The sequence below is a fragment of the Pseudomonas sp. PS02290 genome (assembly GCF_029960075.1).
Lineage (GTDB): Bacteria > Pseudomonadota > Gammaproteobacteria > Pseudomonadales > Pseudomonadaceae > Aquipseudomonas.
This window is the reverse complement of record NZ_JASCOY010000054.1, coordinates 21,837-38,738: the sequence shown is the minus strand read 5'-3', so window position 1 is coordinate 38,738 and position 16,902 is coordinate 21,837. Positions and strand designations below refer to the sequence as shown.

13 protein-coding genes are annotated in these 16,902 nt (G+C 62.6%); 3 read left to right on the top strand and 10 right to left on the bottom strand.

The genetic code is table 11. The annotated features are described in order from the left end of the window. The 4 genes from QMX88_RS20070 to sctW all read right to left on the bottom strand — a co-directional run. Window positions 1-958 (bottom strand): EscN/YscN/HrcN family type III secretion system ATPase (locus QMX88_RS20070; RefSeq protein WP_282371970.1); only part of this gene is annotated, 958 nt, incomplete at its 3' end. Continuing rightward, on the bottom strand, window positions 955-1,941 hold the full coding sequence (gene sctD, locus QMX88_RS20065) for a type III secretion system inner membrane ring subunit SctD (protein ID WP_282371969.1): 987 nt from the start codon (window positions 1,939-1,941) through the stop codon (window positions 955-957). The genes QMX88_RS20070 and sctD, both read right to left, overlap by 4 nt. Window positions 1,942-1,959: 18 nt before the next feature. Further along, window positions 1,960-4,095, bottom strand: a complete 2,136-nt coding sequence (gene sctV, locus QMX88_RS20060) for a type III secretion system export apparatus subunit SctV (RefSeq protein WP_282371968.1) — start codon at window positions 4,093-4,095, stop codon at window positions 1,960-1,962. Then, window positions 4,095-5,204, bottom strand: a complete 1,110-nt coding sequence (sctW, locus tag QMX88_RS20055; RefSeq protein WP_282371967.1) for a type III secretion system gatekeeper subunit SctW — start codon at window positions 5,202-5,204, stop codon at window positions 4,095-4,097. Before sctW ends, sctV begins: the two co-directional genes overlap by 1 nt. Before the next feature lie 271 nt (window positions 5,205-5,475). Between sctW and QMX88_RS20050 the strand changes: the two genes are divergently transcribed. The 3 genes from QMX88_RS20050 to QMX88_RS20040 all read left to right on the top strand — a co-directional run bounded on the left by QMX88_RS20050 (window position 5,476) and on the right by QMX88_RS20040 (window position 9,843). Continuing rightward, window positions 5,476-6,027, top strand: a complete 552-nt coding sequence (locus tag QMX88_RS20050; protein WP_282371966.1) for an RNA polymerase sigma factor — start codon at window positions 5,476-5,478, stop codon at window positions 6,025-6,027. A gap of 375 nt (window positions 6,028-6,402) precedes the next feature. Continuing rightward, window positions 6,403-8,817 carry a type III effector HrpK domain-containing protein gene (locus tag QMX88_RS20045; RefSeq protein WP_282371965.1) on the top strand — a complete coding sequence of 805 codons (2,415 nt, stop codon included), beginning with the start codon at window positions 6,403-6,405 and terminating at the stop codon, window positions 8,815-8,817. Between the two features lie 171 nt (window positions 8,818-8,988). After that, entirely contained in the window at window positions 8,989-9,843 is an 855-nt protein-coding gene (locus QMX88_RS20040) for a lytic transglycosylase domain-containing protein (RefSeq protein ID WP_336620239.1), read from the top strand. Between the two features lie 84 nt (window positions 9,844-9,927). On the opposite strand, the gene QMX88_RS20035 is transcribed toward QMX88_RS20040, so the two are convergent. The 6 genes from QMX88_RS20035 to QMX88_RS20010 form a co-directional block, all read right to left on the bottom strand. After that, complete coding sequence (locus QMX88_RS20035; protein WP_192174784.1) at window positions 9,928-10,392, bottom strand: GNAT family N-acetyltransferase; 465 nt, start codon at window positions 10,390-10,392, stop codon at window positions 9,928-9,930. A 145-nt stretch (window positions 10,393-10,537) separates the two neighbouring features. After that, window positions 10,538-11,830 (bottom strand): PQQ-dependent sugar dehydrogenase, encoded by a 1,293-nt coding sequence (locus QMX88_RS20030; RefSeq protein WP_282371963.1) that lies wholly within the window; start codon window positions 11,828-11,830, stop codon window positions 10,538-10,540. Further along, on the bottom strand, window positions 11,827-12,255 hold the full coding sequence (locus QMX88_RS20025; RefSeq protein ID WP_282371962.1) for a DUF2231 domain-containing protein: 429 nt from the start codon (window positions 12,253-12,255) through the stop codon (window positions 11,827-11,829). Before QMX88_RS20025 ends, QMX88_RS20030 begins: the two co-directional genes overlap by 4 nt. A 196-nt stretch (window positions 12,256-12,451) precedes the next feature. Beyond that, window positions 12,452-13,798, bottom strand: coding sequence for a TolC family outer membrane protein (locus QMX88_RS20020; protein WP_282371961.1), 1,347 nt, complete (start codon window positions 13,796-13,798; stop codon window positions 12,452-12,454). 13 nt (window positions 13,799-13,811) lie between these two features. Next, on the bottom strand, window positions 13,812-15,116 hold the full coding sequence (locus QMX88_RS20015) for an HlyD family type I secretion periplasmic adaptor subunit (RefSeq protein ID WP_282371960.1): 1,305 nt from the start codon (window positions 15,114-15,116) through the stop codon (window positions 13,812-13,814). After that, entirely contained in the window at window positions 15,109-16,896 is a 1,788-nt protein-coding gene (locus tag QMX88_RS20010) for a type I secretion system permease/ATPase (RefSeq protein ID WP_192174779.1), read from the bottom strand. Before QMX88_RS20010 ends, QMX88_RS20015 begins: the two co-directional genes overlap by 8 nt. Window positions 16,897-16,902 lie beyond the last annotated feature (6 nt).

Here is a 16,902-nt window from a genome sequence, read left to right as displayed (position 1 = left end):
GCACGGTGTAGAGCGCGGTGATCGAGCCGTTTTCGCTCATGCCGGCCCGTTCAACCAGGCGCGGCAGCAGGGTGTAGACCGAAGGCGGCAGGCCGCCGCGCCCGAGGGGTTCGCCGGCGGCAATGCCGATCTCGCGCTGGGCCCGGGCGAAGCGGGTGAGGGAGTCGAGCAGCAACAACACCTTCAGGCCGCGCTCGCGGAAGGCTTCGGCGATGGCGGTGGCGGTGAACGCCGCGCGGGCCCGTTCCATGCTTGATCGGTCCGATGTGGCGCAGACCAGCACCGAACGTGCGCGCAAGGTGGCGTCCAGTTCGTGGTCGAGAAACTCGCGCAGCTCACGGCCCCGCTCGCCGATCAGGCCGAAGACGATCACGTCGCAGTCCATGTTGCGCGCAAGTTCCGCCATCAAGGTGGTCTTGCCGCAACCGGCCCCGGCGAACAAGCCGACGCGCTGGCCTTCGCCGAGCAGAATCGCGCTGTCGATGGCGCGCACGCCCGTGGGCAGCGCTCTGCTGATCCTCGGTCGCTGGGTCGGCGGCAGGGCGTCGGCGATTACCGGCAGGGTGACGCGCCGATCACCGGGGCCGGCGAATGCGCCTTCTGAATCTCCCAGCAGCGGCCGGCCGAAACCGTCGAGCACGCTGCCCAGTAAACGGTCGTCAACGCCGATGCGGTGGGCCATGCCCAGCGGCCGAATGTGCGCGCCGACCTGAATGCCGTCCGGGGTGCCGAGGGCACTGAGCAGCGTGCAATCCCGGGTAAAACCGACGATTTCCGCGAGCATGGTGCTGCCGTCGGATTTGCTCACTTCACACAGGTCACCGACCTTGGCTGCGGGGATCTGGCACTCCAGCAAAATGCCGCTGACGGCACTGACCCGGCCGCTGACCTTCACCGCAGAAAAGCCCTTCAGGCGCTGACGGTGGGCGGATTTCCATTGATCCAACGCCGCGTTCACCAGCTCACCTCGTAATGGCGGTCGCCGTCGAATTGAATGCGGTTGTCGTCGATGCGGGTGAGGCGCAGCCCGGCCAGCTCGTCGCCGACGTACAGCCGCCGACCGTCCGCCGTGACCAGATGGGCGTGGGGCCCGGACATGATCTGCACGATGGTGAACGGCAGGCCACTGGTGCCGGCGGCGACGTTGTCGATCACCGCGACCGGCGTGTCATAGCGGTCCTTGAAACGCTGGAGCATGCGCTGATAGACCAACTGCGATTCCGGCTTGAGGTTGCCGCTCAACGCCAGGCCTTCCGGGGTCTGCTCCACGCTGACATCGCTGAGCAGACGCTCGCTGAGCATGGTGTTGAGCTGACGTTTGACGTCGTCGACGCTGGTCAGCCGTATGCGCTTGCTCGCCGGCTGATCGGTTGTTTTGCCCTTCGTGGTCGAGGGCCTGACGGGCTCTTGTTTAGCGAGCTGCTGCGCCGGCGTACTGATTGCCATCGCGTCTGACGAAGGCGCAGCGCTGCGGCTCAGGCTCCAGGCACTGCCGGCGATGCCCAGCAACACGCCGATGACCACGCCGGTGGTGCGGTTGAAAAAGCGCGAGCGCGACTCGACCTTTTCCAGCGGCGCGCTGGCCGGCGCTTCGGCCTGGGACGTCTGCTCGGACTTCGCCTGAGGAATCACCGCAGGCAGGGAAGGCCAGGGGTCTTGCGCCGGGGACACGCACAGCCAGACCGAACCCAGCACAAAGGCGGTGTTGGGGGTGAGCAGGGTGCTGGCATGAAGGTGTCCCTCTTCATCGGCGATAGAACCGTCGGCAGCGTTGAGCCGCCAGCCTTCGCCCTGGCGTTGCAGGCGACAGTGCAGCTGTTCGACGCCGGGATCATGCAGCGCCAGATCCTGATCGGCGTCAGCGCCAATGCCCCATTGCTCACCCACCAGCGGCAGCGCGGCGCCCTGGTGCAAGCCGGTCAATACGCGTAATTCAAACATGTGACGCTCTCCAGGCACTCAAGCGGCGTACTCGTTATCCAGCGCGTGCGGGTCGTCTTCGTGATCGCTCTCGAAGTCGTCTTCCAGGTCGAAGCGCCCCAGCACTTTCACCTGCGCCGCATTGCTGATTTCGGCAAACGACAGCACCGGCACGTGGTAGAACTCCTCCTGCAGCAAGGTCCGCAGCGGGCTGCGCAAATCCTGGGCGACCAGCAACACCGCGCGCTGGGCGGTGCGCAGCGGGAAGGCGATGTGCAGCTGCTGCACCAGCAACTGGCTGGTTTCGTTGTCCAGCGCGAAGAAGGTTTCGGTCTGGGTCTGGCGCAGGCCGTCCCGCAGAATGCCTTCGCTTTCCGGCGTCAGTACCCAGACCAGCAAGCCCTCAGGGCCGCAATACTGGTGGTAGATCTGCGATTTCAGGGCGATGCGCACGTAGTCGGCGAGCACCGTGACCTCGCGCTCGTGCTGGCCGTGTTCGATGAGGGTTTCAGCGATGACCCGGATCGCCCGCAGCGGCACGCACTCCGAGGCCAGGCGTTGCAGCACCGCCGAGAAGCGCGCCAGCGGCAGCACGCGCTGCATTTCCTGGGCAAGCTCCGGCTGCTCCGATTCCAGCCATCCGAGAATCGCTTTGGTCTCCTGCAGGCCGATGAACTGCGGGCCACACGACTGCAGCGCGCGCTCCATGCGCTCGATGATCAGCGTGGTCGCGTCGATGCGTTCGATGTGGGCTTCCTGCAGTTGCGGCGCGTCGGTCGGCAGCCACAGCCACTGACCTTCCTCGCGCTCGAGGCTGCCGTACACCGCTGACTCCAGCGAGGCCGACTCCGGCAGGCTTTCCACTGAACGCGCATCGACCGCCACGTGGGTCTGGCTGAGCGTGGCCCGGAGCAGGGGGACTTCGTAGACCGAAAAGCGAAACTCGTCCGGCGGCAACAGCTCGCTGGTTTCGATGATGAACGAGGGCAGGGTCAGGCCGTATTGCACGACCAGCCGATTGCGTCGCTGACGGATTTCGCTGACCAGCGCTTCGATCTGCGCAGGGTTTTGGCTGGGGTGAAACTGCATCACGAACTGACGGCTCGGGGAGAAGGTACGCAAGTCCTCGCGGCCGTTCATTTCCGGCGCGACGGCCACCGCCTGGGCCTGCTCGGCCTTGGGCTTGGCGCGGTGCAGCTGGAGCAGGCCGCCGACGCCGCAGATGATCGAGATGACCACGAACACCGCCGTCGGCATGCCCGGCAACGCGGCGAAGCCGAGCATCGCCACCGCCGCGATGATCCACGCCTTGGGCTGGCTGGTGATCTGCTCGGCGATCTCCCTGCCGATGTTGGCTTCAACGCCGTTTTCGCCACTGGGCACGCGGGTGATGATCATGCCGCAGGTGACCGAAATCAGCAGCGCCGGAATCTGCGCGATCAGGCCGTCGCCGATGGTCAGCACGGTGTAGACCTGCAAGGCGTCGCCGGCGGTCATGTTGTGCTGCACCACGCCGATGGCGATGCCGCCGATCATGTTGATGGCGACGATGATCAGGCTGGCGATGGCGTCGCCGTTGACGAACTTCATGGCCCCGTCCATGGCGCCGAACAGCTGACTTTCCTTGCCCAGTTCGGCGCGGCGTTTACGCGCTTCGTGGACGCTGATCAGGTTGGCGCGCAGGTCACTGTCGATGGACATCTGCTTGCCCGGCATCGCGTCGAGGGTGAACCGAGCGCCGACTTCCGCCACCCGTTCCGAACCCTTGGTGATCACCAGAAAGTTGACCACGGTGAGGATCAGGAAGATCACCAGGCCTACCGCCAGGTTGCCGCCGACCACAAACTGCCCGAACGCTTCGACGATGTGCCCGGCGTCCTGATTGAGCAGGATCAGGCGGGTGGTGGAAATCGACAGCGCCAGACGAAACATCGTCGTCAGCAATAGCACCGCCGGAAAGGTCGAGAACGCCAAGGGGCGCGGCAGGTGCATCGCCAGCATGATCAACAGGCAGGAAATGCAGATGTTGATGGCGATCAGCACGTCCACCAGGCCGGTGGGCAGCGGGGTGATCATCATGAACACGATGGCGATGACCACGAACGCACCGACGATTTCCGAGCGGCGCATGGCGGCAAGCGCGATCGCATTGAGCAGGTTAATGACACGATCCATCAGGCGAGGCCCCCCTGGAGCTGGTTCTGTTCCTGCCGAGTCAGTTCGGCCATGAGAATGAGCAGGTTGCCCAAGGCGTTCTGGCGGCTTTTCAGGTCGCGCCAGAGCAGAATCGGCAGCTGTTGCAGCATGGGCCGCAGCCCGTTGAGAAACGCCAGTTGATGCTTGAGCTGCTTGCCGCCGATGTGTTGCGTCAGCTGCAGGGTTTCGCCCAGGCTCATGCCCTTGCCCGACAGCGCCAGCAGGTGTTTGAGAAAGGCCGCCGCATCCACTTGCAGCCCGGGATTCTTGTTGCGCATGCGGCCCAGCAGATGCTCGCAACTGCGCAGCAGGGTGGTGACGTGCCGCGCGGTGTTCAGGCCATGCATCAAGGTGCGCAGTTGCGCCGGCGAGGTGGACGGCGTGAGGGATGAAAGATCGTCGGCGAGGGCGCTGCGCATGTCCCGCAGGTTCAGCTCGAATTCGCCGGGTTCTTCCTGTTCGTTGATCAGCGCGTCGATCAGCCCGGTGATGTTCTGCTGCCCGGCCACCGCCACGCTGTACAGATTGCGCAGGGCGCCGCGGCGTTTTTCCGAGGTCGGCCGGGAAAATGCCTTGGCGCTGTTGATGCCGGCCCGGGTGCGCTTGCCGTATTGGCGACGCAGTTGCTTGAGCTGCTGGCTCAGTACCACGTGCTCGCCCATTTCGCCGTCGGCCTGGGCCTGCTTTCTCGCCGCCTGCAGCATCACATGGGCCTTGGCCGGGTCGCCGTCGGTGTAGCTCAGAATCTGCGCCAGGCTCGACGCGTTCTGGTTTTGCAACTGCTTGCGCAAGTTGCGCGCGGCGTCGTCGAGACCTTTGTCCTGGCTGCCCATCAACAGCTGATACAGCTCGCCCAGTTTCACCGCCCGGGATTGCAGCGCGTTGCCGCTGGCCAGCAGCTCCCGCTGGCTGAGGCTGCGGCTCTGCTGAACCAGTGCCGAGGCGAACCGCGCGACCTGTTGCGGCGAGGTGCCGTTGACGTTCGGCGGATTGACATGCAGCGGCGCGGGCGCAGGCGCCTGCATTTTTGCCGGCGCGATCGCGGGTGTTTGCAATGCCTGTGGGGCAATGGGGGCGGCGATCTTCATAAGTCGGCTCTGGATAGCTCGGTTCGGGGCCTGGTCATGGGTCCTGAGTGGAGCGCGGCCGCAATGCGGTTCCATCTATTTGTGCGCGGACGTGGGGGCAGACCGATCTGTGCCAAATCTCGTCGGAGAAACAGTGTGTTCGCGCAAAGATTTGCACAGCGTTGTTCTTGTTATTTTTATTTGTATATAAAAATCAACGACTTAAATGATTTCCATGGATGGCACGCATATCGCTATAGGGCTATTACACTCAAAACAAGGAAGAGCCCTGATGTTTTCCAACCTTGCGATTCTCGATATGGACTCCCCGGCGCGCCGTCCTGCCCAGGGGATACGTCACCTGACCAGTGATCAGATCAAGATGATTCGCGGCTTCATTCAGAAGCGGGTCATGAACCCGGAAGATGTCGACGACATTCTGCAAAGCACCTTTCTGGAAGCGCTGCGCAGCGAGCACAAGTTTCAACACGCAAGCAAACCCCAGACCTGGCTGTGCGGCATTGCGCTGAACCTGATCCGCAATCACTTTCGCAAGATGTACCGCCAGCCGTATCAGGAAAGCTGGGAAGACCACACCCACTCCGAACCCGACAGCCATGGCGACATCGGCCATCAAGTCGACGGCCATCGTCAGTTGATGCAGGTGGTCAGGGCCATCGGCACGCTGCCGTCGAACATGCAGCGGGTGATCGAAGTGTCGCTGGAGATGGACGGCAATTATCAGGAAACCGCGTCGTCCCTCGGCGTGCCGATCGGCACCGTGCGCTCACGCCTGTCCCGTGCCCGGGAGCAACTCAAGCGGCAGATGGACCCGTTTGCCTGAGCATCCAGTGGGGCTGGCTGGACGCGAACTGTGTAGGACCGGCTTCAGCCGGGAAGGCGTCAGGCGTCACGCCGCAGGATGGATGGTGTTCACACAGGCCTCTTCCCGGCTGAAGCCGGTCCCACTAAAAAGCATGGCGTGCATCCAGTGGGACTGGCTGAACGCGGACTTTGTGGGACCGGCTTCAGCCGGGAAGACGTCGGGCGTCACGCCGCAGGATGGATGGTGTTCACACAGGGCTCTTCCCGGCTGAAGCCGGTCCCACTAAAAAGCAGCAGCCCGCTCGGTGTCCGAGTAACAAGCTGAAACATTTATCGGAACCGACGCGGCGCAGCAGCCACACAGTTGCCATCCTTCACGCCCGGATGACGACTCATGCGTATCTTAAGCACCCCTCCCAACGCCGCTGCTTCCCAATCTGCTGGCGCCGATACCGCCCAGGGATTGCCGCTGACTGACGCCACGCCCGCGCTGTTGCTGAAAGGGGGCGCCGATCCAAATATTCGCTTCGGCGCGTCGACCCAGCCATCGCCGGCGAACGGTGCTTATGCCGGCAATAGCCCTGGCCGCACAGGCGCTGCGGGCAAGGCTCAGAGCATCGAACAGCAACTGCTGTCATTGCTGACCCAGCTCACGCAGCTGTTCAAGGGGCAGGCGCCGTCGTCTCCCGAATCCGCCACGTCATCCCCTGACGCCGCCGCGCAAAACGCACCCGCTTCCGGTGCCGTTCCCGTTCCCGCAACCAGTCCGCAACCTGCCGCTCCAGTCACGGCCGCTGCCCCCGCAGCGCCGGTCGAGGCTGCAAAACCCGCTGAAGCTACTCAATCCGAAGCACCCAAAGCCAGCGAAGCCGCGTTTCTCGATGATTCGAAATACTCGTCGCCCAAGGAGCTTGAACGTTGGGCGCCAATGGTTGCCAACCTCCCGCCGGACCAGCGCGAGCAGGCGGCCAAAGAGCTGAATCGACCCATCGCCGCCGCGCGCATGGCCGCTGAAAAAGGCCCGGATGCGGCCAAGGCCATGGACTTCATCAACGCCAACCCGTCGCTCAAAACGGCAGTCGATACCGGCAAGCACGGCGGCAAAGCGGACGGCAAGATCACCGACGGCGATCTCAAGGCCTTCGCCAAGAACATGCAAAAAGCTGCCGACAGCGCGGACAAGGACATTGCCAACTACCAGAAAGACCATCCGGACGCCGACCCTCAATCCCTGGAAATGGTCCGCAGCGCCGCGTTGATGCGCGCCAACGAACCCCTGACCAAGGCCGCCGATCCCAAGCATGCCCTGGGCGCCGACGGCAAAACCAAGGTCGATGGCCTGACCAGCGCCGACGGCCTCAAGGCCATTCAGAACGACAACCCGGGCCTGGCCGGACCGCTGAAGCAGGCGGCGAAAACCTGGTCGCAACCCGGCTTTCTCACGCAGATCGATCAGGGCGGCCTGAGCGGTCGTTCGCTGGCGGCCCACAGCCCGGACAAGCTGTTCAACGCCAAGAACATCAGCGACTGGATCAGCAAGCAGACGCCCACCAATGGCGGCGAATTTGCCAGCGTGCTCAGCGATGCCGCCACCCTCAACTCAGTGGCCAATGTCGATATTTCCAAGTTGGGCAAGGATGTGTTCGACAACCCGTCCGCCTACACCGGCGAGCAGAAAGCCGCGGTCATGATCAAGCTGCAACAGACCCAGCAGAGCGTCGTCGCCGGCCAGGACCTGCGCAAGACCGGCAAGACCGAAGAGGCGTTGAACGAGAAGATCGGCCAGCTCCAGGCCGATCCTGAGGTGCAAGCCTTCCTCGACAAACAGATACCGCAGCAGTCCCGCGCGCTGGTCGCCAGCACGCCGTCGTTGCAGAAAGCCGTCACCGAGCAGATGCAGAAGGTCAACAGCGGCGAGGCCCTGCAAGCGGACCTGAACACGGCTGACAAGGCCACCAAGAAGGACAAGCCGAACGCCGATTACAGCAGCGCTTTGGGCGGATTGTCGGCGCAGTTGCAGATGCAGAAAGACCTGCTCGGTGACAACGCGAACGTGCCGACCGCGCAACAGGTACTCGGTCAGCGGCCTGATCTGCAGGGCAAGATTCAGGACTCGTACGTGCGTAACTTCAGCGAAGGCGGCGCCGTCCGGCAGTTGCTCGATCAGAAGAAAGCCGACGGTGAAGAGGCATTGCAAACCGCCGACGCGCAGAAGGCCGCCTACGACAGCGTGCTGCCCGACACCTTCGTGCAGAGCCAGCAATCGCGCTATGTGGATTCGACCTTCCACCATCTGGAAGACACCAAGAGCGGTCGCAAGGTGCTGGAAAACGCCAAGGGCGATAAAGACCACGCGCCGTCGATGGCCGCACAGGTCGCCTCGAATATGGGTCCTTCGGCGCTGCGCTCGGTGGCAGGCTTTGCCTCGGTGTCAGACATGCTCGCCCGCGGCGACAAGACCGATGCCGCCAAGACCATTTACGACAGCACCAAATCCGGCCTCTCTGCGGCTAAGCACGGTTATGACGCCGTGGCGAAATCCGCCGGGCGCGCGGGGCTGGGCGAGGTGGCGGCGAAAGTTGGCGGTCGCGTTGCCGGCATGGTCGTGGGAGAGGCAGCAGGTTTGGCCGCCGGCGCTGCCATTGGTGCGTCCATTCCGGTGATCGGCTGGATCGCCGACGCCGCCATGAGCCTGGGTTTCGGCATCTCCGCCATCATCGAAGCCGTCAAGAAACACAAGGCCCAGAAGGCCTTCGATCACAACGTCGACCCGGTCCTCGATCAGTTCGGCATCCCCAAAGCCCATTGATGTTTCCTGACCCGAAAGAGGTAAGTGATCATGAGTATCGGTATTTCCCAGGTTCGGCCGTTGAGCGATCCCGCCGCCCACCCGGATTTCTCCTCCCTGAGCGGCAAGCCCGGCCAGAGCAATTCCCTGGGCGGTGGCGGCGGCGCCGGTCAGGCCCTCGACGCCAGTTCGATCCTGTTTGCCCATGCCGGGCAGTCCCAGGTCAACTTCGGTTCCCCTCAAAATCAGGACCCGACGACCAACGCCGCTAATCCCCTCACAAGTGGCGCAGACCAGAACGGCATCGCCCAGCAACTCATGGCGTTGATCATCCAGTTGATGCAAATGTTGATGCAGAACAACCCCAATCAGACCGGCAATCCCGCTGCGCAGAATAATGCAGTGACCGGCGGCGGGGGAGGTGGTGGCGGCGCGACCGAGGGTGCAGGCGGTGGCGATGGTGCTGGCGTGGCGGAAGGTGCCGGCGGTGGTGCCGAAGGTGCTGGCGCTGCTCAGGCGGCTGCAGCGCCTGCGGCCAATGCTGGTGCGGTGTCGAACGATACTTCTCTCAGCGGCTCGGGCGATTTGCATCTGCCACAACAGCTCGAGCCCTATCGCAACGACATCATGGATGCGTCCAAGGCCACCGGCGTACCGCCGAGCATTCTGGCCGGACAGATCTGGGCAGAGTCCCGTGGTCAGTTGGGCCAAGACACCACCAACGTCAACGGCAAGACCGATGCGGGCGTGATGCAGGTCAACGCCGACACGTTTGCGGCCCTCAAGCGAGACAACCCCAACGAGCTCGGCAACGCCGACGTCAACAACGCCCACGACAACATCATGGCCGGCGCGTTGTACATGCGTGATCAGAAAGCGACCTTCGGTGACTGGGATTCGGCGCTGCGCGCCTACAACTCGGGCCCGGACAAAGTCAACAAGGGCAACCTCGCGGATGCTGGCGGCGTGGGCGATCCGAAGTACGTCGAGAACGTCATGAACTTCGCAAAAATCATCGAAAGCGGTCAGGGGCAATTGCCGGCCTGATGTTCGGTGTGAATCCACAGGGGGCGGGGCGCGCAGATGTCGCGCTCCTTCCACAGCGTGAAGTGCCACCGACCCACATGGGCGTTAAGAGATCAGAGCCTTTGCCATGAACACGCTGTTGGGATCATCCTGGTAATCACCGAATGGCCCTCGACGCTGATACCCGTTGCGCTCGTAAAACGAGATGGCTTCGTGTTGCAGATACCCGGTCTCAAGCATGACTCGCCCGCAGCCTCGTCTCCGAGCCTCATCTTCCAGAACACCCAGAATCCTGCCGGCAAGGCCCTGCCCGCGGAAGGCAGGTTGAGTGAACATCCGCTTCAGCTCGCCGTGAGTCGCGTGCACCACCAGCGCCCCGCAAGCCACGGCCTCTCCATCGCTGGAGCGGGCAACGGCGAAGCCTGTATTTTTCGAAGAAAGCGCTTTTATATCGATGCCATGATGACTCTCAGCCGGGTAGAGAGGCACCTGATAGGCATCAAGCGCTTCAATGAGGGCGATCACTTCCGGCTGGTCGGGTGATTCAAGGGAAACGGTGGGTGGATTCAAACGCCTGCGCTCCGTTGGCCAGATGCCAGATCAATGGGATGCGACGGATATTCGCTCGATCACGTCCCATGAATCAATCCACGCCAGTGGAGCAGTAAACGCCTTTGTGCATTCCAGGCAGGCTTGCCCTGCCTGGAATCATGCTTTACCGATTACGAGTGACCCGCCAGACGGTGTTCGCCAGGTCGTCGGCGATGATGAGTGCACCGCGCGGGTCCACCGTCACGCCGACTGGCCGCCCGCGGGTTTTCCCGTCGGCGCCGCGAAAGCCGGTCGCAAATTCAATCGGCGCACCGTTCGGACGGCCATTGCTGAACGGCACGAAGATGACTTTGTACCCGACTGGATTTTCCCGGTTCCAGCTGCCGTGTTCGCCCACGAATACGCCGTCGGCATACTTTTCACCCATCGCCGGGATGGAAAAATCCACGCCAAGCGCGGCGGCGTGGGAACCGAGGCTGTAGTCGGGTTTGATGGCGGCAGCGACCATTTTAGGGTTCTGCGGCTGGGCACGCGTGTCGACGTTTTGACCCCAATAGCTGTAAGGCCACCCGTAAAATCCACCCTCGCGAACCGAGGTCAGGTAGTCCGGGACCAGATCCGGGCCAAGTTCATCGCGCTCATTGACCACCGCCCATAACTTCCCGGTTTGCGGCTGGATGGTTAACGCCGTCGGGTTGCGGATGCCGGTCGCGTACGCTTTGTGGGCACCGGTTTCGGCATCTACCTGCCAGACCCTGGCCCGGTCGAGTTCGACCTCCATACCGCGCTCGGTCACGTTGCTGTTCGATCCGATGCCGACATACAAGGTGCGCCCGTCGTCACTGACAGCCAGTGACTTGGTCCAGTGGTGGTTGATTTCAGCGGGCAAGTCAGTGACTTTGATCGGTGGGCCGCTGGCCTTGGTCTGGCCCTCTTGATAATCGAAACGGACCAATTCGTCCTGGTTGGCCACGTACAATTTGCCGTTGGCAAACGCCAGCCCGTAGGGCGCGTTGAGGTTTTCCGCGAACACCGTCTTCGTCTCGAAGACGCCGTCACCGTCTGCATCCCGCAGCAAGGTCAGGCGATTGCCGCCTTTGACCTTGGTGTTGCCTTGGGCCTTGATGTACCCCGCGATCACGTCCTTGGGTTTGAGTTTCGCGGCGTTTCCGCCACGGCCTTCAGCCACGAGGATATCGCCGTTGGGCAGCACAAGCGTCTGGCGGGGAATCTGCAAGTCGGCGGCGATGGCCGTCACGCTATAGCCCTCAGGTACGGTGGGCTTCTGGTCGCCCCACAACGCCGGTTCGGCAATCTTCATGCTGGGTAAAAGACCGCGCTGGGCAGCCGGCAATTTTGGATCGGGCCCCAATGCCTGGGTGGCATCCCCGGCGTCACCGCAGCCACTTAACAACAACGCGACGCTGATCGCGGTCAGTTTGATCGAGTGGCTCATTGTCCTTCTCCCGAACGGATGCTGGTGAGTCCCAGCCACGCCGTCACGGCAATCAGCAGCGTGGTCAGTGCGGAGAGAACGAGGCCCGACGGCATGCTGGCGAAGGCATCCTTGGCGTGTTCAAAGGCGTTGACGAGCCCCAGTGCCCAGGTCACCACCAACAAGACGAGGTAGACCACGGGGCGCCCGGCTTTGCGATCGGCCCGGATCAGATTGACCAGCGCGAACAGTACGGCGAGTCCGCAGAACACCAGCCCCCCGGCGATAAGCCAGGACGCGAAGTTGCTCCATTGGATCTGATAGGTCTGGTAGTAGGTGATGTCGCTCAGCAATGCGCCGAGAAACAGCGGGACGGTGCCGGCCAGCAATATCGCGTGTAGCGGGCCTGGCGGGTTTCGGTAGACAAGATGGGCGGTAGTGTTCACGACGGCTCCCTATTTTACTGACGCTTATGCTGTGCAGATGAACTGACCCATCAGGGCCGCGCAGGGTGCGCATCGTTTGGGATCAATTGGTCAAGAACATAGTTCACGTTATTTGGGCGTTCCGAATATGCAGTTACAACTGCGCATTCGGTGGCCACGGAGGTGAACCGGACGTTACCCATATGGCCACTGATGTTTAGCGTGACGGCCGACCCGCGCCAAATGCCTCATCGACCCGCGCTAACTGCTCACCGGTCAGGGTGCCGGCGTAGTAATGCAGCTTGATCCAGGCCATCAAGTACTCATATCGAGTCTTGGCCAGGTCCTGACGGGTGCTGTAAAGCTGTTGTTGCGCATTCAGTTCGTCCAGGTTGACCCGCTCGCCACCCTTGATGCTGTATTGCGTGGACACCACCAATGCCTCCGCTGAAGCCAACGCCTTGTCGTAAGCACGGATTTTCCGTACGCCCGTGGCGCAAGCGTTGAACTGTCGGCGCAACTGGATCAACGTCTCACGGGTTTTGCCCTCAAGGTCATACTCCGCTTGCTCCAGGCTACGACTGGCCTGGCGGCTGGAGGCGCTGACCCCACCACCTGCGTACAGCGGCAGGCTGATTTCCAGGCCAATGGTATTGGTGTCGTAACGCTGGTTGTAGGTATTGCCGCTGTCGGATTCCATGCTGCGCACCGTGGCGTAAGCGTTGAGCTTGGGCAGATGCCCGGCGACGTTGCGTTTCACCTCCTGATGCGCGACTTCCAGCAGCTGGCGCTGGGAGGCGAGGTCGGCGTTCTCACTCAAGGCGATGGCATTCCACGCTTCGTACGTGGTGGGCGTCAGCGCAAGGAAGTTGAACGGCGTACGCAGAGGCGCCAGTTCGTCGATGCGCACCTCAGGCACGCCGATCAAGGCCCCGAGCTCGCGCAACGCTGCGTCTTGCTCATTCTGCGCTTCGATTTCCTCGGCACCGGCCAATTCGTAACGGGATTCGGCTTCCAGAATGTCGGTGCGGGTGCCTTCGCCCTGATCGAACATCTGTCGGTTTTGCTCGAACTGCCGCTCGAACGCCTTCTTCTTTGCCTCGGCAATTTCGATCTGATCGCGACTGAACAGCGCCTGGCTGTAAGCGGACAACACCCGCACCAGCAACTCCTGACTTTTGCCTCGAAAGGCCTGGTCGGCAAACAAGGCCTGTGCCACACCCTTGCGGTAGTTGGCGTAGGCCTCGTAGTCGATGATCGGCTGCTGCACGCTCAGCGTCGAACCGAAACTGTTGTAGTGACGGTCCTCGCGGGAGTTGGGGCGATCGTCGCTTTTGTAGGTGGCCCTCGAGTCGTTGCGTCCCTTGTTGTAGTTCCAGGCCACGTGGGGCAAGAGCCCGGCACGGCCGATATTACGATTCTCCAGCCCCGCGTCACGCTCCTTCATGGCGCCGAGGAACACCGGGTCGTTACGCAAGGCCTGCTCATAAACGTCAAACAAACCCATTGCCTGGGCCTGCATGTTGGCGCTGATCCACAGCAGTGCTGCCAGCCAGATTTTCATGTACCGAAACATCCTATTCCTCGGTCAGTGCCATTCCTGCGCGATCCATCAAAGGCTTGAACAGGTAATTGAGAAGAGAGCGCTCGCCTGTGCGCACGAACATCTGCGCCGGCATGCCGGGTTTGATCACAAGGCCCTTGAGTGTGGCCAGCGCCTGGTCGGTGACAGTGCTGCGCACGACGTAGTACGGCTGACCACTGCGCTCGTCGAGCAACTGATCGGCGGAAATCAGGCTGACCGTGGCATTCACGCGCGGCGTACGGCTCTGATTGAACGCGGTGAAGAGCACATCCACTGGCAGCTGTTCGGCCACCTTGTCGACCATGTTCACCGGCAAGTGGCCTTCGATCTCGAGGCCCTCGCCCTGGGGCACGATTTCCAGCAGCGATTCACCGCCATGCACCACCGCGCCTTCGGTGTGCACCGAGAGGTTCACGGCAATGCCATCGGCCGGAGCGTTGATTTCACTGTGGGTCAGACTGAATTGTGCCGAGGCCAGTTGCTGGCTCAGCGTGATGCTTTTCAGCTCGGCATCGGCCAGTTGCCCGCGCACTTCCTTTTGATACTCCTCGACACCTTGCTGCAGGCTCAGCCGTGATTGCTCGATTTGCTGAGCGACCCGGCCTGTGTCACCGGTGTTCTGTGCCAGATCACGTTGCACCTGAGACAGTTGCCGGTCGTAGTCCATCAAGCGGTTGCGGGCGATGTAGCCTCGTTCGGCCAGCGGCCGGAGGTTTTCCAGTTGCTGGCGCAAGGACTCGGCCTGGGCTTGAAGGTCATTGCGCGCCTGGCGCATGCCGGCGAGTTGGGCAATGCCACCTTCGATGCTTGCATGGATGCCTGCCTGGGATCGCTGAAACGCCTGATGACGGCTGCTGAACAACTGCCGCTGGCCTTCCAGCACGCCGAGCAGCTGTGGAGACGCTTGCTGTAACAGGGCCTCGGGAAAGCGTACCTGCACACTGCCGTCTCGTTCTGCCTGGAGCCTGGCGATGCTGGCCTGGGCCAGTTCGTACTGGGCACGCAACGATTGCACGTCGGCCTGCACCTGGGTGTGGTCAAGCTGGAACAGTGGTTGGCCCTGATGCACTAATTGGCCCTCGCGCACCATGATGCGACTGACCACGCCGCTGTCCACCGACTGCACCGCTTTGCGCTTGCCGGAGACCACCACTGTGCCAGGCACGGCGATGCCTTGGTCGAGCGGGGCAAGTGCAGCCCAGAGGAAAAAGCTGCCGGCACCGAGCAGGGCCAGCCACCAGCCTGCGCTGACGAAAAACTGTGCACTGCGTTCGGGTTTGATGATGTGTTCATTCATGGCGCTGGCCTCCTTGCTGCGCGCCAAGCTGGCGACTGGTACTTACCCCTTGCACCCCTTGCACCCCTTGCGACCGTTCAGGCGCAGGCTGGGTACCGGAGAGCGCTTTCAAAACATCACGCGCCGGGCCGAACAATTGCAGCCGTCCGTCGTTGAGCACCAGCAGACGGTCAGCCTGATTCAGTACGGCAGAGCCATGGGTAATCAGAATCACCGTGCAACCGCGAGCCTTGAGCTGCGCGATGGCAGCGGCCAATGCGGCTTCGCCGTTGCTGTCGAGGTTGGAGTTGGGTTCGTCGAGCACCACCAGCTTCGGCTCGCCGTACAGCGCACGGGCCAGCGCCACGCGCTGCTTCTGACCGCCGGACAGCCCGGAGCCGCCATCGCCTAACTGCGTGTCATAGCCTTGGGGCAGGCGCAGGATCATTTCGTGCACGCCTGCCAGTCGGGCTGCGGTCACCACCTGGTGCGGATCGGCGCTGGTAAAGCGTGCGATGTTGTCGGCAATGCTGCCACTGAACAGTTCGATATCCTGGGGCAGATAACCGACATGGGCGCCCAGCGCGGTCCGGTCCCAGCGGTGCAACTCAGCACCGTCCAGACGAACCACCCCGGCCAGGGGTTGCCAGACCCCGATCAACACCCGGGCCAAGGTTGACTTGCCAGAGCCGGACGCCCCCAGCACACCGAGGGTTTCTCCGGCATTCACGGTGAAACTCAGTTGCTGCAGCGTCACGGTGGTCCGCCCCGGTGGTGCGGCACTGAGTTGCTCGACACTGATATGCCCGGTGGGAGCGGGCAGGGGCATGGGCGTCGGACGCTCGGGGTGGGCGATCAGCAGGGCGTCGAGGCGCTGCCATGCCAGCCGCGCGGAACTCCACTGTTTCCAGACCGCGATGAGTTGATCGATCGGGGCCAGCGCACGACCCATCAGGATGGAGCCGGCGATCATCATGCCGCCGCTCATCTGGCCTTCGATGACCAGCAGGGCACCCAGCCCCAGCACCAGTGATTGAAGGCACAAACGCAGGCATTTGCTGAACGAACCGATCAGCGCGCCGATGTCGCTCGCCCGGTTTTGCCGCTCCAGAAAACGGCTGTGCACGGCGAACCAGCGCTGGCGCAACGGTACCAGCATGCCCATGGCCTGGATCGCTTCGGCATTATTCAGGTGGCTGCCGGACAACTGGCTCGATGCAACAGAAAAGTGCCCGGCCTGGGCCAGTGGCTTGCGGGTCAGGGTTTCATTCAGCCACGCGAGGGCGATCAAGATCACCGCACCCACAGTGGCAAACACGCCCAGCCAGGGGTTGAAGAGAAAGATTACCGCCAGGTAGATGGGGAACCACGGCGCATCGAAGAAGGCGAACAACGCCGGGCCGGTGGCGAACTGCCGGACCAGGGTCAAATCGCCCAGGGCCTGTGCGGCATTGCCTTCGCCCAGGCTGAGGTTGCGTTCGAAAGCCGCCTGGTACACCTGCAGGTTTAGGCGTCGCTCCATATCGCTGCCGATACGGATCACCACAAAGCTGCGTATGGCTTCCATCAGCCCGATGAACATGAAAAAGGCGACGACCATCACGGTCAGCATCGCCAGCGTGGTTTCGTTTTGCGATGACAGCACCCGGTCGTAAACCTGCAACATGTAGACCGAGGGCACCAGCATTAACACGTTGATCAGCGCGGTGAAGGCGCCGATGCTGAGCAGGATGCCTTTGTAGGCCTTGAGCGTGGCCCACATGGGCGCGCGCGGCAGGGGGCTTGGCCGGCCTTGGGTCATGGGGGT

Bases quoted from the DNA above. Each gene is read 5' to 3' on its own strand.
- sctD (WP_282371969.1), bottom strand. From the start codon at position 1,941: ATGTTTGAATTACGCGTATTGACCGGCTTGCACCAGGGCGCCGCGCTG.
- sctV (WP_282371968.1), bottom strand. From the start codon at position 4,095: ATGGATCGTGTCATTAACCTGCTCAATGCGATCGCGCTTGCCGCCATG.
- sctW (WP_282371967.1), bottom strand. From the start codon at position 5,204: ATGAAGATCGCCGCCCCCATTGCCCCACAGGCATTGCAAACACCCGCG.
- QMX88_RS20050 (WP_282371966.1), top strand. From the start codon at position 5,476: ATGTTTTCCAACCTTGCGATTCTCGATATGGACTCCCCGGCGCGCCGT.
- QMX88_RS20045 (WP_282371965.1), top strand. From the start codon at position 6,403: ATGCGTATCTTAAGCACCCCTCCCAACGCCGCTGCTTCCCAATCTGCT.
- QMX88_RS20030 (WP_282371963.1), bottom strand. From the start codon at position 11,830: ATGAGCCACTCGATCAAACTGACCGCGATCAGCGTCGCGTTGTTGTTA.
- QMX88_RS20020 (WP_282371961.1), bottom strand. From the start codon at position 13,798: ATGAAAATCTGGCTGGCAGCACTGCTGTGGATCAGCGCCAACATGCAG.
- QMX88_RS20015 (WP_282371960.1), bottom strand. From the start codon at position 15,116: ATGAATGAACACATCATCAAACCCGAACGCAGTGCACAGTTTTTCGTC.
- QMX88_RS20010 (WP_192174779.1), bottom strand. From the start codon at position 16,896: ATGACCCAAGGCCGGCCAAGCCCCCTGCCGCGCGCGCCCATGTGGGCC.